The 15,327-nt window shown below is 63.9% G+C and carries 11 protein-coding genes; 2 read left to right on the top strand and 9 right to left on the bottom strand.

The window, feature by feature from the left end:
• Nucleotides 1-42 precede the first annotated feature (42 nt).
• The 6 genes from CUJ89_RS25330 to CUJ89_RS25355 all read right to left on the bottom strand — a co-directional run bounded on the left by CUJ89_RS25330 (nucleotide 43) and on the right by CUJ89_RS25355 (nucleotide 9,168).
• Entirely contained in the window at nucleotides 43-1,395 is a 1,353-nt protein-coding gene (locus CUJ89_RS25330) for a cellulase family glycosylhydrolase (protein ID WP_114180115.1), read from the bottom strand.
• Complete coding sequence (locus tag CUJ89_RS25335) at nucleotides 1,392-2,603, bottom strand: hypothetical protein (RefSeq protein ID WP_201752329.1); 1,212 nt, start codon at nucleotides 2,601-2,603, stop codon at nucleotides 1,392-1,394. The genes CUJ89_RS25330 and CUJ89_RS25335 overlap by 4 nt, the downstream gene beginning before the upstream one ends.
• Before the next feature lie 349 nt (nucleotides 2,604-2,952).
• Nucleotides 2,953-4,206 (bottom strand): oligosaccharide flippase family protein, encoded by a 1,254-nt coding sequence (locus CUJ89_RS25340; RefSeq protein WP_114180117.1) that lies wholly within the window; start codon nucleotides 4,204-4,206, stop codon nucleotides 2,953-2,955.
• A gap of 38 nt (nucleotides 4,207-4,244) precedes the next feature.
• Nucleotides 4,245-5,435, bottom strand: a complete 1,191-nt coding sequence (locus tag CUJ89_RS25345) for a glycosyltransferase family 4 protein (protein WP_114180118.1) — start codon at nucleotides 5,433-5,435, stop codon at nucleotides 4,245-4,247.
• Between the two features lie 326 nt (nucleotides 5,436-5,761).
• A complete protein-coding gene (locus CUJ89_RS25350; RefSeq protein WP_114180119.1) occupies nucleotides 5,762-7,549 on the bottom strand; it encodes a serine aminopeptidase domain-containing protein in 1,788 nt (595 codons plus the stop codon).
• A gap of 431 nt (nucleotides 7,550-7,980) precedes the next feature.
• A complete protein-coding gene (locus tag CUJ89_RS25355; RefSeq protein WP_114180120.1) occupies nucleotides 7,981-9,168 on the bottom strand; it encodes a polysaccharide biosynthesis/export family protein in 1,188 nt (395 codons plus the stop codon).
• A gap of 821 nt (nucleotides 9,169-9,989) precedes the next feature.
• Between CUJ89_RS25355 and CUJ89_RS25365 the strand changes: the two genes are divergently transcribed.
• Nucleotides 9,990-12,191: a glycoside hydrolase family 3 C-terminal domain-containing protein gene (locus CUJ89_RS25365; protein ID WP_114181556.1), complete on the top strand. Its 2,202-nt coding sequence runs from the start codon at nucleotides 9,990-9,992 to the stop codon at nucleotides 12,189-12,191.
• A 74-nt stretch (nucleotides 12,192-12,265) separates the two neighbouring features.
• On the opposite strand, the gene CUJ89_RS38065 is transcribed toward CUJ89_RS25365, so the two are convergent.
• Nucleotides 12,266-12,523 carry a hypothetical protein gene (locus CUJ89_RS38065; RefSeq protein WP_161556559.1) on the bottom strand — a complete coding sequence of 86 codons (258 nt, stop codon included), beginning with the start codon at nucleotides 12,521-12,523 and terminating at the stop codon, nucleotides 12,266-12,268.
• A 360-nt stretch (nucleotides 12,524-12,883) separates the two neighbouring features.
• Between CUJ89_RS38065 and CUJ89_RS25375 the strand changes: the two genes are divergently transcribed.
• Nucleotides 12,884-13,471, top strand: a complete 588-nt coding sequence (locus tag CUJ89_RS25375; protein WP_114181557.1) for an IMPACT family protein — start codon at nucleotides 12,884-12,886, stop codon at nucleotides 13,469-13,471.
• A gap of 94 nt (nucleotides 13,472-13,565) precedes the next feature.
• On the opposite strand, the gene ppk2 is transcribed toward CUJ89_RS25375, so the two are convergent.
• Together ppk2 and CUJ89_RS25385 are read right to left on the bottom strand one after the other, a co-directional pair.
• Nucleotides 13,566-14,516, bottom strand: a complete 951-nt coding sequence (gene ppk2, locus CUJ89_RS25380; RefSeq protein WP_114180122.1) for a polyphosphate kinase 2 — start codon at nucleotides 14,514-14,516, stop codon at nucleotides 13,566-13,568.
• Nucleotides 14,517-14,660: 144 nt separating this feature from the next.
• The gene (locus CUJ89_RS25385; RefSeq protein ID WP_114180123.1) at nucleotides 14,661-15,110 is read right to left on the bottom strand and encodes a winged helix-turn-helix transcriptional regulator; all 450 of its coding nucleotides are present in this window, start codon (nucleotides 15,108-15,110) and stop codon (nucleotides 14,661-14,663) included.
• Between the last annotated feature and the right edge of the window lie 217 nt (nucleotides 15,111-15,327).

Consider the following 15,327-nt stretch of genomic DNA (forward strand, 5'->3'; position numbering starts at 1 on the left):
TTTGTTTTCTGGATGATTCGACCGTTCCCGATCTTGCTCCGGCTATCGGCCAGTCGCCGAGACGATGAACACCGGGCCTTGCTCCTCGCGGATGGTCAGTCGACGACGCGCAATGTCGAGTGGCGCTCCGTAAAGACCGGATGCGGACGTACCCGTGGCGGGTAATTGCGACAGGTCGACGTCGACCGCGTTGTTGCTTTCATAGCACCAGACCACGTATTTCACGACGTCTTCGGCACGAAATTGCAAGACGGCGAAGCGGCGAACAGGATCGAGAAACACTCTCGCGGCGTGTGCGTTCGCGGTAAACGAGAAAAGATGCCGAACCGCGATGTACGCCGGCAGAGGCGTGTTGTCGGCGTCCAGCAGCCCGAAGTTATGTTCCATGTTCTTCGGGTCGCGGCCGTCGTTGCGCATGTCGTAGTAAGCGGTGAGCCCGATCTGCGCAATCCAGTCGACCAGGAGGCGTCGCACCGCGTAGCGAGCCTGGCGCTCGCGCGCGTCAGGATCATGGCCGTCGCGGGTGTGCGACACGTACTTGTATCCATAGGTCGGATACGACCACTCGGTTGCCCAAATGGCAGGCACGGTGCGATACGTGGCGAGATCTCGCGCGAGCGTGGCGTAGTCGTGCAGAGCGGTCTCCGGCACCTTCTGTCGATACGGATGCACGCTGACCGCGTCGGGTGCGGGCTGCGACGCGCTGCCGATATCGCCTACCGCCCGTATGAACGTCAGGTCGACCTGCTGAACGCCGCCCGTCGCAACGACTGCATCCGGATTCGCGGTTTTGACCGCCCGAACGGTTGCCTTCAACAGGTTCCGGTACTCGATCGGCGATGGAGGCGCAAGCCAGTAGTCCTTGTGATCTTCCTCGTTCCAGACTTCGAAGCGTACGGGCTGATCGCGATAGTGCCGCGCGGCCTGCGTCGCATACTCGGCGAATGCGTCGAGCTGTGCGGGCAACGTTGGCGGTTGCTTGGGAGCGTGTTTCGGATGCTGATAACCGAGAATGAACAGCGCACCGAGCCCGCGCGCACGCAGGTTGGCGACGAGTGCGTCGTAGCGCGAGAAATTCCAGCCTTGCGGCGTTTCCACCGAATCCCAAAACAGGTCGGTACGGACGAAGGAGAATCCGGCGTCTCGTACTGCATCGAGCAGCGCGGGATCGTCGATCTCGTGAATCGCGACACCAGAGTTCGCGCGCGTGTCGAAAAAGCGCGGAAGGACGACGAACGGCAGCGTCGACGTTTGCGCCGCATTCGGCAGGACGAGCGGCGGTTCGTCCGAACTGGCGGGACTCGATGCTGTCGAGATGGCGACCGCCGCGAGCAGCGCGGTTGCGAACCATTTCGCCCACGACCTCATGCGCGCGTGTTCGATGGCCATACTCATGGATTTCCCGCGCAAGTCGCCGCGTGACCAAAACCGTCGCGACTGGAGCGATTCTCCCGGCCGGCATGCACGGTAAGCGTGCGGATCGCGAGGCCCGCGAAGAGCAAACAGCCAAGCGCTTCGAAGATATCGGTCGTCACGCCGCTCAACAACACGAAGAGCAGCATCAGCCATGTTCGCGGGTCATCGGCGCGACTTGCAAGCACGCGCTGCACGAACACGAGCATGACGAGCAAGGCCCCCGCTACACCGATATTCGCGACAAGATAGAGCGCGGCGTTGTCGGAATAGCCGGTATTGAAACCGAAATCGGCCGTATAGTACGCCGTCGCGGAACCGAATCCACCGGGCCCGACGCCAAACCAAAGCAGGTTTGCACTCGCCATGCCATCGAGCAGTTTCGGCCAGGTATTCAACAGCCGGTCCTGCATCGAAGCGAGCGAACCCGTATCAGCGACACCCACATTGGTCGTGGCAGCGATCACCCATCCCGCGAGTGGCAATGCGATCATCAAACCCGTCAGGACGATACAGGCACGCCTGAGGCCTGGTGTTTTCAGCATCGCGAAACAGAGCAGCACGAGCGAAAGCGCGATGAGTGTCGTCTTGTTGGTGGTTGCCCAGATCGCAAGCGCCGACATCGCGAGCAGCGCCACAACAGCCATCGCGCTGCGCTGGCGCGGGACGAGCCATGTGGTCAGCAGGCCGATCACGAGGCCGGTCGTTGCACTGCTTCGACCGAAGCCAGGCAGGCGCGGTACGGTGCCGACGTAAGTGGACGTCGCGAGCTGCACATTGACGCCGTCGACGTCGATGCTGCCGCCAACCCAGGGCAGGTGTACAAACCAGTTGAGCATGACCCCTGCGCAGCAGGCTGTCGTCAACACGACGAACGCGAGCCGGATCGCGCGTGATTCGAGCATGTCGATTGCACCGGGGGGCATGTGGAGTACAAACAGCAACGGCGCAACCGTCCATATCCAGAAGCACGCGGCCACGAGACTGACGCCGTTCGCGAGCGAAACACACAGCTGCACGGCCAGGTAACTTGCGACGAGCAGGGTGTCGACGCGCGGGCGTATCACGAGACCGAACACGATGCAGCCGACCATCAGCGCCTTGGGTAGATAGCCGAGCAACGAAATGCCCGCAAGCGACGTGTAATAGCGGATCGCGCCGGAAAATACTTCGCTCGCGATCGCGGTCATTAATGTTGCGGCCCATAGCCGGTCAATCGATCGGTTTCCGTTCATGATGCTGGATACACATTTTTGCGAGCGGAGCGACGCGAAGGCGTTGCGCGTGATACGGTTCGCGCGACGTCGTGGAGGAGAAGGTCATCAGCGCGTTCGCGAGAGCCGATCCGTGCGAATTGCGCTGACCAGGAGCGGTGAATCGTCGCCGGCCTGCCCTACTGTCTCGTCAGTATAGTGGCGCGTAACCGGGAGAAAAGTTCGACAACCCACACTTTCAGTGGCAGCGGCGCGGAAGGATTTCGGAGCCGACGATCGCGCTGCCGCGATGCACATACGTCGTGTGTGCAGAGCGCGAATCGCCTCACCCCGAACGCGCCGACACGTTGATCAGGCCGACCCGTTCACGACGGAGTACATACACGAGCGCGACGGCCACGGCCGTTTCGACGATCAATACCGCGATAGCCGCGCCGCGCTCGGCAAACAGCGTGGCAAGCGGCGGCAGCAAGGTCACGTTCAGCACACCGGACGAGATCAGGATGACGCTGAACGCGCGCTTCATGCCGAGCGGCAGCATCGTTTGAACGCCGAAGAGATCGGTCATGCATGCCATGAACGGCACCAGGGCCAGGCAACGCAGCACGCCGATCGTCGGCGCAAACGAGCTGCCGTACAGGATCCGGACGGCGATCGGCGCGCATGCATAGATCGTTGCCGACATTGCCAGCACCAGCGCGCCCTGCACGACGATCAGCTTGCGCAAGAACGCGAACGCTTCGTCACGCGCGTGATGCATCAGATGAGTGATGTGCGGATAGGTTGCCGCCCTCAGTGGCTGCAACAGGCCGACTGCGGCGCGAATCAGCTTGTCACCCGCGGCAAAATAGCCGGCGGCGACGTTACCGGAGACGATACTCAGCAGGACGGTATTGGTCGACGCATAGAACGAGATCGACGTCGATGCGAGGAAGACCTGCGAACCGCCTTTCAGGGCGGCGGCGATGTCGGCGAACCGCACGCGCACGCGCTCGATCTCGCGATGGAAGAACAGGTACGCAAGCAACGTGACCCCGCAAAGCAACGGCACCGCCGCGTTGATGGCGACCGCGTGCAAGAGATCGCCTGGCGTGCGTACCCACAGGAAGAAGGCGGCGACACTGAGTGCACGGTACACAACCACCGTGACACTGTATACGCTCAACTTCTGGATTCCCTGAAAGTACCAGCCCGGCGTAAGCGCGGCACCGATTGCCATCCCGAATCCGATCAGCAGTGCCGTGCGTTCCGCAGCGAAATGCGGGATGAGCATGGTCAGCGCTACGAGCACGACGAAGCCGGCGGCGGCGATCATCCATTGGGCGCAAACTGTTGTCCAGAAAATACGGGATCGCTCCACCCTGCCGTTCGCGAGCGCGACACGCGGCGTTGCAGTCAGGTCGAAACTGTAATTCGCCAGGTTGATGAAATACGTTGTAACCGCGAGCACGAACGACAGCCGTCCGTACTGTTGGGGGCCGAGCACACGCGTCAGGAGTGGCAACGTGACGAGCGGCACGAGATAAGTCGAGATTTGCAACGTAAACAACAAAGCGAAGTTTTTTCGAACGGCGATCATCGTGCTTTCTGGGCTGAGAGTGAACAGTGCGCCGACTGTCAATGTGCCCACGTGCGCGGTACATCCACGACGATGCCGAGTACGGCATACAGCGACGACGCATAGCAGTCGACCGAGTAACGCGACCAGTCGTACTGACGATTTTCGTTGTCGAGGTGCGCACGCAGTTCGGTGAGTGCGCGTACGAAGTCTTCGGGCGTACTCCGGTAGCGAATCTTGTTGCCGATCTCGTCGCCGAATGTCGACAGGCTTCCGATGTCGTGCACCAGCGCCGGCAGGCCGAGCATCGCTGCTTCGACGATCACAAGGGGCGCGTTTTCCACCCAGATCGACGGCATTACGAGGGCATCGTGCGTTGGCAGCACAGCGAAAAGCGTTGCGTGATCGAGACGTCCGGCGAACCGCAGCCTCCCCGATTCGACGAGTGTCGCGTGATGTTTCTCGAGGCTGCTCCGTTCCGGCCCGTCGCCGTAGACCGTGAGCGACGCAATCGCATCGCCGGCCGATTCCGCCATAAGCGCAAGAAGCGGAGCCAGGCCCTTGTCCGCCTCCAGACGACCGACGAACGCCAGATCAAGACGATCGCCTTTCGCTGGCTTCGGCGGACACGGAACCAGCGTTGCGTCAATCGGGTTCGGCAGAAGCGTGGCGGGTGTTCGACCGCATCGCGCGATCAGGTCGCGCATGAACGGACTCGGACAGAGGATCTCGTCGAACAGGCCAAGCGGGTCAAAAAGCGCATTGACTGCGTGCCAATGCAACTTCTTCGCGACGTCGTGAAGAAAGCCGCGCGGACTGGCGGTGAAGACGATACGCCTGCCGCGACGCAACTGGTCGAGCGACAACGGTTGCGCGCGTCCGCGGGAATAGACAAGCAGGCTCGGGTTGTAAAACACGAGATGGTAGTCGTGCGCGGTCATGTATAAGCCACATCCCGAGCGCCGCTTGTAGCGGGCGAGCACGGGCAGGATCGCACTCGACAGCAGATTGTGATAATTGTGCACGAGGATCCGTTGCGGACGAAATCGCTCGAGCAGTGCGACGAGAGCACGTGCAGCGGCAGGCGACCACGCACGCACACGCTGACTATTTTCAATATCGGACAGTGTGTGCTCATCGAATGTTTCGACCACAACGTCGTTGCGTGCGCGAAGCACGTCGACGGACACCCGGTACACCTCCTCGGCACCACCCTTGCGAACGAAGTCGTTGATGACCAACACACGCATCACGACGGACCTATTTGGCGCGTCGCCTGCGGAGCGTAGCGTTTGGTCATTTTTCGGCATCCACGGCGATTTCGTTGCATCAACATTCCTGAGGGGCCTCATGGCGCCGACGCCGTCGAAAACGGGCGACGCAAGCGATAGACACCGCCACGATAATGTGTCGAAAACCAGGGATCTGTTCGCGCGGTTACTTTCGGACGGTTTCAAACAGGTTGCCGGCGCACCAGCGCGTGATCCGTCCCGTTCAGCGGAATCCTGCCAGTCGTCCGGCCCTCTCCGACACGTCGGCCCGCCGCGTTTGACCTGGTGAGGCGCTTGCCCGAATGCTACGGCGTTGCGCGGTTCGGTTTCGTTTTTGTTTCCGCGGTCGCGGCGAGCTCTGCCGGCGCACGCCAGCAGGCGAGCAGCGCGCCGCAGCGGTCTATGACATATTGCGCGGCGGTGTTGCCGTTCAGCGAATGATCGAGTGCGTCCTGCAGGTCGACCGATACATTCGGCAAGTGCGCGAGCGCGCAGGACACGGGACCGAAATGCCGGACCAGTGTATCGACGCCCGGATCGAACGTGCCGTAGATGAGATGCGTCCGGATGCCGCGCGCAGACATGTCACGCAGCAATCCCCGTGGCGTGTCCTTGCCCGGCCCCCTGCCGACATGCTCCATGAGGCGCCTGATCGGCACTGTCATGAAATCCGCGAGGAACCGGAATAGCGCACGCAGTACCGGACGCAGATCGCGACCTTCGAGCAGCAGGCGGCGCCACTTGTCGACGCTGCGCAATGACGCAACGTAGCCGCGCATCGAATTGGTCTGGTTATGGAATACATTCGCCAGCGTCTCTCCGCGCGGCCATACAAAAACCGGGAGATTGACCGCGATCACGCCGGCGAACGGACCACGCGCGGCGGCATGAAGCGATGCGTACGCACCGGAACAGATTCCGAACGCGACTATCCTGTGGTGCCCCGCTTCTTTCAGCCAACGTGCGGCGGAAATCATGTCGACAATCATCTGGTCCGAATACGGAATGTCTGATTGGTCGTCGCGTGCACGCGGGCTGCTGTCTCCAATGCCGCTCGAATCGATGCGCAGGCTGCGGATGCCGAGCGCCGCGAGCGACCGGGCCAGCCGAACGGCAAGCCGCCCGTCAGCGATACGCGGATTTGCGGCCGTATTGGCAATCAGCAGTGTGGGTGCAGCGGCGCGCACGGTGTCGCCAGACGGTTCGCACAGCACTCCGACCAGTTGGTGTGGCCCCACGCGAATCACGCGTTCGACGCTGCCGTTACCGGCCAGTACGATGCCGGACACAGGGCGTTGCGCGAAGGAGCGAACGGCTGCGTCAGGACCGTCGTCGATCCAGTTAGCGATCGTGTCGAGCAACGCATCGGGCAGCCGCGACCAGTGTGGTTCCCGCATGGCGACCGCCCAGTCCGAACACGTGTGGATGCTCACCGCGACGCCGCGTGCCTCCAGCGCGTCCGATAGCGCAGGACTGTCGCCATACGGCGCATCGATGAGCAACGCGCGTGCCGGCAACGTACGCATCTGGCCGGCAGCATGGCACAGGTCGATGCGCCGGAGCGCGACGACGAGATCGTCGGGATATGCGTGGCCGAGTACATTGAACGGCTGTTCGTCGCGAACCGCATTCTGCACGGTCGGTGGCATGTTATCGAGCCAACGTTGCGCGACGAGGGAAAGTTCGCGCACGTAGCTGCGGCCACGTACAACGGGCGCAAGTGCGACGAAACGCGTGAGCCCGGGTATACCATCCGCCGCGAGGAGCGCAAATGCCGCCCCGGCACGCACGCCAACGAGCGTCAGGCTGTCCAGCGCGGCGCGTTCGTGCAACGTCTGAACCGCATGCCGGATGCTCGCAAGCATGTGGTCGAAGCGTTCGGAATCCTGTTCGTCGCCAAGCGAATCGCCGCTCGCCGGATAGTGAAAGCGCAGCACCGGGAAGCCACGGTCGGCAAGATGCTCGGCGAGTGAGCGCACAAGTTTGTGGAGCCAAAGCGCCTCATGGCCAAGCGGCTCGCAAATGACGATGCCATGTGGTCGATTGCCCTCGTGCAGCCAACCGACGCATCCATCGAACTGGATGGGTGTCATGGTTTGGTCCTTTTTCTAAGTGTCTGACAGGCCGGATTTTCAATGCATGCTTGCCGCTGGCCATGGGGCAAGGGGTCGATCATTGCTCGCGTGAGCGAAGAGAGGCGCGCGTATGACGCGCGAGCATTCGCCGAGGACCACCCCGATCCGCGGGCTCTTCGAGGTTGAGACTGGTTTTGAGAATGTTCTTAATTCGCACTCCGTCATATCACCATTTTTCACGCCGGATGACCTCGATGCGTCAGGCAGACGGCCCCGCTCGAATGTCCACGGGTAGTAGATCATTCAAACCTGACGTATTTCGTACGCCACATTACAATTTCAATACTTGCCGCCTCACCGTCGCACGGGTCAAGCCGGGATGAAGAATTCGACCGGCATCGCTCCGGCAGGCATGTGAAAAGTCGCGATCGCGACATTCGAAACGGAGTTCACGGCGTCACGGCTCGGGAAGTCAGCGCGCCCTGCGCCGCAGACGGAATCAGCAGGTTCACGACGCGGCTCCAGCGCACCAGCGATGACGCATCGACGAATACGACGTCGCGACGCTCGAGCGCGAACTGGTCGGCGAGCGCGTACGATGCCGGTGCACGCCCGTCCAGGTGATAGACCTGCGGTCGGTTGCCTGGCCCGCGGCGCACCACGTAGATCTGCCGCGCGTCCGACGTGTACTGGCTCACGCCGCCCGTGTCGCCGAGCGCTTCGCCCAGGCTCATCCGTCCGTCGGTCAACGTCAGCGTCGCCGGACGCGACACCTCGCCGAGCACGAACACCTTCGCGTCGCTCGCCGCGCGCACGCGCACCAGATCGCCGTCGCGCAGCAGGATGTTCGACGGGTTGACGCCTGCCGCAATCATTGCCGGCAGGCTCACGTTCACCGTCTTGCCACCGCGTGTCACCGAGACTTGCGAACGATCAGCGCCGGTCGTGAAGCCGCCCGCGCGATCGATCGCCTCGGGCAGCGTCATCGGCATGTCGTTGACGATCTGCAGCCCCGGCGTGCGCACTTCGCCGTCGAGATAGACGCGCTTGCTGCGATACGCCTGGATCCGCAGCGCAATCTGTGGCTTGCGCACGTATTCGCCCAGCCGTCGGGTCAATGCCGCGCGCGCCTCCGCCTCGGTCAGCCCCGCTACGCGGACGAGGCCCGCGTACGCGAACTGCACGTTACCGCTCGCATCGACCGTGTAGCCCGCCGCAACCGAGTTGGTGCCGATATTGTCGCCGTTCGTCGTCTGGGCCGTGGGCAGGCTCAGTTCCGGGTGATCCCACACGACGATGTTCAGCACGTCGCCGGGGCCGATCACGTATGCCTTCGGCGTGCCGAACAGGTGCCGGACTTCAGCGTCGACGCTGGCGGAATGCCCGGCGTGCTGCTGTTCGACGAACGCAGGCGTGATCTCGATCAGGTCCTCGCTCGACACGTTCTGCACGCCGTCGAGGCCACCCGAGCCCGATGCGGCGACGCCCACGCGCGCATTCGCGTCGCGTTCGGCCGGCGCCTGATATGTCATGCCTGGCGCAAATGCACACGCACTCAGCGCACACACGGTCACCGCCGCCACCACGCGCAGTCGCGGTAGACCGAGCCTCGATTCCTTTTGTGTAGTAGTTGACATCGCATCTTTCCAAACTGTGCAGGAACCCGCCCAACGCGACGGACTACCGCATTACGCTTGCCGGCACGGCTCGCGTTGCATTGCCGCACTTCCCTTGCCCCACACGTCATTCCGTGCAGTTCATCATGAGCGGCTCTTCGTCGCGCTTGTCTGCATCCTGTCGACCAGCGCGCCTCACGACAAAGTGCTGCGCACCGACTCGCCTATGCATTGCCGTCTCGAACGTCGCCCGAGACAATATTGGACGGTCCGCACCGGCGCCGCCCTGCCGGTCGTGCTCCGGCAGGGCCGCTCACGCGGCAATACTGGATTGGACACTGTCTGGCGCAGCGTGTATGTGAGCAACCCCACCCAAAACCTATCTTCATACGAACATGGGATCGCGCCTCAAAAAACCGCTCAACCAGCCGCCCTCTTCACCAACGCATTGCCCCCGCACAAACGCTTGTACCCAGGTACTTCTTACCCCGCCACGCATGCGCGATCGGGAACGATGACCGTCTTTCGGCCACGTCACGCAACCATGCCGAATAAAGATCGTACGTATCGGTAGAAACACCGATGCTGTAGTCAAACTACATTCATACCATTAGTCGCAGCAGAGAATCGCTACATCCGATTCGGCAGCGTCGGGCGGCCTGTGCGGCGCCGCCCACGTTAGCCGGTCGAGCCCAACCGGCCGTAACGATTCCCCGCCTGGCCTGGCATGCCGACGCGCAACCACCCTGTATCGCCAGCCGAATACGTCCGGTGCGAACCACCGGACGTGCGCAGCTCCAGACATCATCCGAACAACCGGCAATACGATCATGGAGAGCAACATGCGGGACACATTCTGGCCGGCCGTCGTGCTGGCAGCGACCCTCTGCACCACCGCCTACGCGGGCAACGCCGACTTCAACTCGCAGGGCGACGCCACCGATGCGTTCGCGTCGGCCGCCGCACAACGGCGCGCCGACCTGCTCGTGCGCAAGATGACGCTCGACGAAAAACTTCAATTCATTCATTCGCAATACGAAATGTCGAAGGTGCCGGGCGGCGGCGCCGGCTACATCCAGGGCGTGCCGCGGCTCGGCATTCCCGATCTCAACATGGTCGATTCGGCGACGGGTTCCGGCAGCACGTCGCAGGCCAGCACGACGTTCCCCGCGACGATCGCCGTCGCCGCGAGCTGGGATCGCCGCCTGTCGTACGACTACGGCAAGCAGGTCGCGATCCAGTTGCGCGCGCAAGGGTTCGGCATGGGCCTCGCCGGCGGCACCAATCTCGCGCGCGAGCCGCGCGGCGGCCGCCTGTTCGAGTATCTCGGCGAGGATCCGCTGCTCGCCGGCGACCTGCTCGCCGAACGCACGCTCGCCACGCAACGGCAGAAAGTCATCGCAACCATCAAGCACTATGCCGGCAACGAACAGGAGCACGGCCGGATGGGCGGCAACACGCAGATCGACGAACGCACGCTGCGCGAGCTCTACCTGCTGCCGTTCGAGATCGCCGCGAAGCGCGGGCGGCCGGGCAGCGTGATGTGCAGCTACAACCGCCTGAACGGTACGTACGCGTGCGAAAACAATCACCTGCTGAACGACGTGCTGAAGAACGAATGGGGCTTCCAGGGCCAGGTGCAGTCCGACTGGGGCGCCGCGCACAGCACTGCCGCCTCGATCAACGCCGGGCTCGACGAGGAAGAAGACGTCGGGCCGACCGTGTACCTGACGCCGGCGGCCGTCAAGCAGGCGATCGCGAACGGCTCGGTGTCGACCGCCCGCCTCGATGACATGGTGCGCCGCAAGCTCGCCGTGATGATCCGCGTCGGCGTGATGGACGATCCGGCCAGGGGCGGCGGCACGATCGATTTCGCGGCCGCGAACCGGTTCGCGCAGGCGGCCTCCGAACAGTCGATCGTACTGCTGAAGAACGACGGCAACCAGTTGCCGCTTGCCGCGTCGGCGCTGTCGCATATCGCCGTGATCGGCGGCCATGCCGATGCGGCCGTGCTGTCGGGCGGCGGCTCGGGCAACACGCGTGACCCGGTGACGGGTTCGTTCGCGGGCTGCGGTGGCCTGACGTTCGGCGCGTCGACGGGCTGCAGCTGGTGGCGCAATCCGTGGCTGAAGGTCGACGTGCCGATCGTCGCGGCGATCCGCGCGCTCGCACCGGCCGCGCAGGTCACGTACGCGGGCAACAGCGACCAGCAGTCGCCGTTCCGCGCGTATACGCAGCAGGAGATCGACCAGGCCGCGGCGCTCGCGGGCCGCTCGGATGTCGCGATCGTCGTGGTCGCGCAGCCGGCCGGCGAGGATTTCGGCGACCTGCAGAGCCTGAGCCTCGCGAACCCGTCGAACCAGGATGCGCTCGTCGAAGCCGTCGCGCGTGCGAATCCGCATACGATCGTCGTGGTCCAGAGCGGCAATCCGGTGCTGATGCCGTGGAAGGATCAGGTGTCCGCGATCGTCGAGGCGTGGTATCCGGGCGAAGCCGGCGGCAAGGCGATCGCGAACGTGCTGTTCGGCGCGGTCAATCCGTCCGGCAAGCTGCCCGTCACGTTCCCCGCGCGCGACCAGGATTCGCCGACCTGGGGGCAAAACGGCGCGTTCGACAACGATCCCGTCTACGCGGAGAAGCTGAACATGGGCTATCGCTGGTATGACGCGCGCAACCTCAAGCCGATGTTCGAGTTCGGCTACGGGCTGTCGTATACGCACTTCGCGTATTCGGGGCTGTCGGTGTCGCGGCAATGGGACGGCTCACTGAGCGTCGCGTTTACCGTGCGCAACGACGGGCGCGTCGCCGGTGCGGAAACGCCGCAGGTCTACCTCGGCGTGCCGTACAAGGACGAGCCGCCGAAGCGGCTGGTCGGCTGGGAGAAGATCCGGCTGAATCCGGGCGAAGCGCGGCATGTGCGCGTCACCGTGTCACCGCGGATGCAGAGCGTGTGGGATACGTCGCACAACGGCTGGCGGGTTGTGCCGGGCGGAACGGTGTATGTCGGCGCGTCGTCGCGCGATATCCGGCTGCAGGGTAACTGATCGGCGATGAACCGACGGGGGAGCCGGGCATGTCATCCCCGGCTCCCCCGCGTTTGCCCATCCGCCGACAATCTTTACCGGAACAGCAGCGCCAGCAATGTCGCCAGCGCGGCGATCGCGACGATCCCCGCCGCCACGCCTGCCAGATGCGCGGCAACCACGAGGCCAGCCGGCAATCGCATCGGCATCGCGCAGTTAGCGGTGCCCCGACGATCGACCGCGGTCAACGCGACGCCGCCGTCGCGCTGCAGCACGACAGCCAGCGGCTCGACGGCGAAACCATCCTGTCGGAGTCGTTCGGCTGGATGGCGGCGGCCGATTTCGAGTACCATCCGCCGCAACCGCTGCGGCTCACGACGCAGGCTGAGCCCTGCAGCGTGCGCCGCATGGCGGTCGACGCGCGACGTGGTGGTCTACTCGAGCGCGACCGATGCGCGGGCCCGGCAGGCACTGCGCACGCTGGGCACGGCGCTTCGGTCGTCGGTCGGCATGCGCTGACGCTGCGCGGCATCGACGGATCGGCATCGGCGCCGGATGCCGAACGGAAGCCCGTTCGCAGCACGTTTCGCCGCCCTCCCGCGTCGCACGCGGTATGCTTCGACACGCGCCGCGCGTCCGCCGCGGCCGAACCAGACAACACCCGAAATACGGGCAGGCGATTGCATCGATCGTGCTTGCCCCTGACGATCAACGTGACCTACACCCTATCCGCTCCCCGCACGACCGAAATCGAGATCCGCAAAAGCCGTTTCATCGCGTTCGCGATTCCCGTCGACGACCGCGACGCCGCGATGCAGGTCCTGCAACGCCTGCGCAACGAACATCCGACGGCCACCCACGTCTGCTGGGCGCTGCTGGCGGGCGGCCAGTCGGGCATGTCGGATGACGGCGAGCCGTCGGGCACCGCGGGTCGGCCGATCCTCGAAGTGCTGCGCCATCACGATCTCGACGGCGTGCTGGGCGCGGTGGTGCGTTACTACGGCGGCGTGAAGCTCGGCGCGGGCGGGCTGGTGCGCGCGTACACGGATGCGATCGCGTCGGCGCTGCTCGATGCCGAGCGCGTCGAGCGCATCCGCCAGACGCGGCTCGCGATCGAGATCGGCTACCCCGAGGAGGCGCGCGTGCGCCGCTGGGTCGAGCAGGCCGGGTATGAACTGGTGGACAGCGCGTACGGGATGACGGTGAAACTCGTGATCAAGCTGCCGGAGACGGCCGAGGCCGATGCGAGAACCGAACTGTTCGATCTGACGCAAGGGCGGGCGGGCTTTCCGGTGCTGTGACGCGCGGGCGAAGCGCCTGCCTTTCCCCGCATGGCCGGCCCCGAGCCGGCAAGCGCGCCGCCCGCGCGGCGCGCACACCGGATGAATGCCGGCGTCAGTAGGTATCCGGCACGATCATGGTGTCCGGCACCGGACGGCGAATGTAATCCTCGTGATGCTCGCGCTGCGGCAGATCGATCGTCGGGCGCGGCACCTCGTGATACGGCACCTGGTTCAGCAGGTGGTGGATGCAGTTCAGCCGCGCGCGCTTCTTGTCGACCGCCTGCACGACCCACCACGGCGCCTCGGGAATATGCGTGCGCTGCAGCATCTCTTCCTTCGCGGCCGTATAGGCCTCCCAGCGGCGACGGCTTTCGAGGTCCATCGGGCTCAGCTTCCACTGCTTGAGCGGATCCAGGATCCGGCTCTGGAAGCGCAGCTCCTGTTCATGATCGGTGATCGAGAACCAGTACTTGACGATCTGGATCCCGCTGCGCACGAGCATCTTTTCGAACTCGGGTACCGAACGGAAAAACTCCTCGTACTCGTCGTCGGTACAGAAATTCATCACGCGCTCGACGCCCGCACGGTTGTACCAGCTGCGGTCGAACAGCACGATCTCGCCGCCGGCCGGCAGGTGCGCGACGTAGCGCTGGAAGTACCATTGCGTGCGCTCCCGGTTGTTCGGCGCGGGCAACGCGGCCACCCGGCAGACACGCGGGTTCAGCCGCTGCGTGATGCGCTTGATCGCGCCGCCCTTGCCTGCCGCGTCGCGCCCCTCGAAAATGACGACCAGCCGGTGCCCGGTGGTCACGACCCAGTCCTGCAGCTTCACGAGCTCGCCCTGCAGCCGGAACAACTCGCGGAAATATTCCTTGCGCGCCTCGCGACGCTCCGGCGAGAACAGCAGCTCCTCGTCGCTGTCGAAGCGGCGGTCGTCGAGCTCCATCTCGAGCTCTTCGTCATATGCGTCGACGAGATCTTCCTCGAATCGGCGCTGACGCTCTTCCATCGATGCCAGATCGGTGCGGTTGTCGGTCTCGGTGCGGGTATCGTTGTCGCCCATGGGGCCTCCTTCCATCATTGACGCATCCAAACTCCGGCATTATCCCAGTGTCGCGCGTCAAATTGATGAAAAACGCCTGTCATGCCCGTCAGAAGCGGAACGCGAGCAGCACACTGGCCGAGCGCGTCGGTGTGCGTCGTTACGTCAATCAGGCGGCGGCAGCACGACCGTGTCCTCCGGCCCGAGCACGCGCCCGTCCTGCGACCGAAGCTCCAGTTTCCTGACCGGCAGCCCGGTCCTCCTGTCAACGAGCAGCACGTGCGCCTCGTCCGGTTCGAAACAGAAATCCTCGCCCCATTGCCGCAGCGCGACAAGCAGCGGAAACAGACCGCGCCCCTTCTCGGTCAGCACGTATTCGTGATGCGCGCCACCGTCCGCGGCCGGCACGATGTCCATGATCCCGTGCGCGACCAGGTTGCGCAGGCGCGCCGCCAGGATGTTCTTCGCAAGGCCGAGGTTCTTCTGGAACTCGCCGAACCGGCGCAGCCCGTCGAACGCGTCGCGGACGATCAGCAGCGACCACCAGTCGCCGATCGCATCCAGCGGGCGGGCAACGCCGCATGGGGAATCCTCGTGCGTGGTTCGTCTGTTCATCGATGCGCTTGGCGATGCCGCTCCCGGAATGCGGGCCGAACGGCAGTCGGTTCCGTTAAATTAAACGGTTTCAATATAAAACCTATTTGCCAAAAGATCAATCGCGCGAGCCCGACTGTTCGCGATCGATGAACGGAACTGATTTAGCGGCCCGAATTGGCGCACAGATTCACAACTTTAGAGCGACAGATCCAGGCACGGTCCCATTCCATTGCTT

Origin of the sequence: Burkholderia pyrrocinia (genome assembly GCF_003330765.1) — a bacterium.
GTDB lineage: Bacteria > Pseudomonadota > Gammaproteobacteria > Burkholderiales > Burkholderiaceae > Burkholderia > Burkholderia pyrrocinia_B.

Excerpts from the sequence above, each read along its gene's own strand:
- CUJ89_RS38065 (WP_161556559.1), bottom strand. The coding sequence starts at position 12,523 with ATGGTACTCGAAATCGGCCGCCGCCATCCAGCCGAACGACTCCGACAG.
- CUJ89_RS25355 (WP_114180120.1), bottom strand. The coding sequence starts at position 9,168 with ATGTCAACTACTACACAAAAGGAATCGAGGCTCGGTCTACCGCGACTG.
- ppk2 (WP_114180122.1), bottom strand. The coding sequence starts at position 14,516 with ATGGGCGACAACGATACCCGCACCGAGACCGACAACCGCACCGATCTG.
- CUJ89_RS25340 (WP_114180117.1), bottom strand. The coding sequence starts at position 4,206 with ATGATCGCCGTTCGAAAAAACTTCGCTTTGTTGTTTACGTTGCAAATC.
- CUJ89_RS25365 (WP_114181556.1), top strand. The coding sequence starts at position 9,990 with ATGCGGGACACATTCTGGCCGGCCGTCGTGCTGGCAGCGACCCTCTGC.
- CUJ89_RS25330 (WP_114180115.1), bottom strand. The coding sequence starts at position 1,395 with ATGAGTATGGCCATCGAACACGCGCGCATGAGGTCGTGGGCGAAATGG.
- CUJ89_RS25335 (WP_201752329.1), bottom strand. The coding sequence starts at position 2,603 with ATGACCGCGATCGCGAGCGAAGTATTTTCCGGCGCGATCCGCTATTAC.
- CUJ89_RS25345 (WP_114180118.1), bottom strand. The coding sequence starts at position 5,435 with ATGCGTGTGTTGGTCATCAACGACTTCGTTCGCAAGGGTGGTGCCGAG.
- CUJ89_RS25385 (WP_114180123.1), bottom strand. The coding sequence starts at position 15,110 with ATGAACAGACGAACCACGCACGAGGATTCCCCATGCGGCGTTGCCCGC.
- CUJ89_RS25350 (WP_114180119.1), bottom strand. The coding sequence starts at position 7,549 with ATGACACCCATCCAGTTCGATGGATGCGTCGGTTGGCTGCACGAGGGC.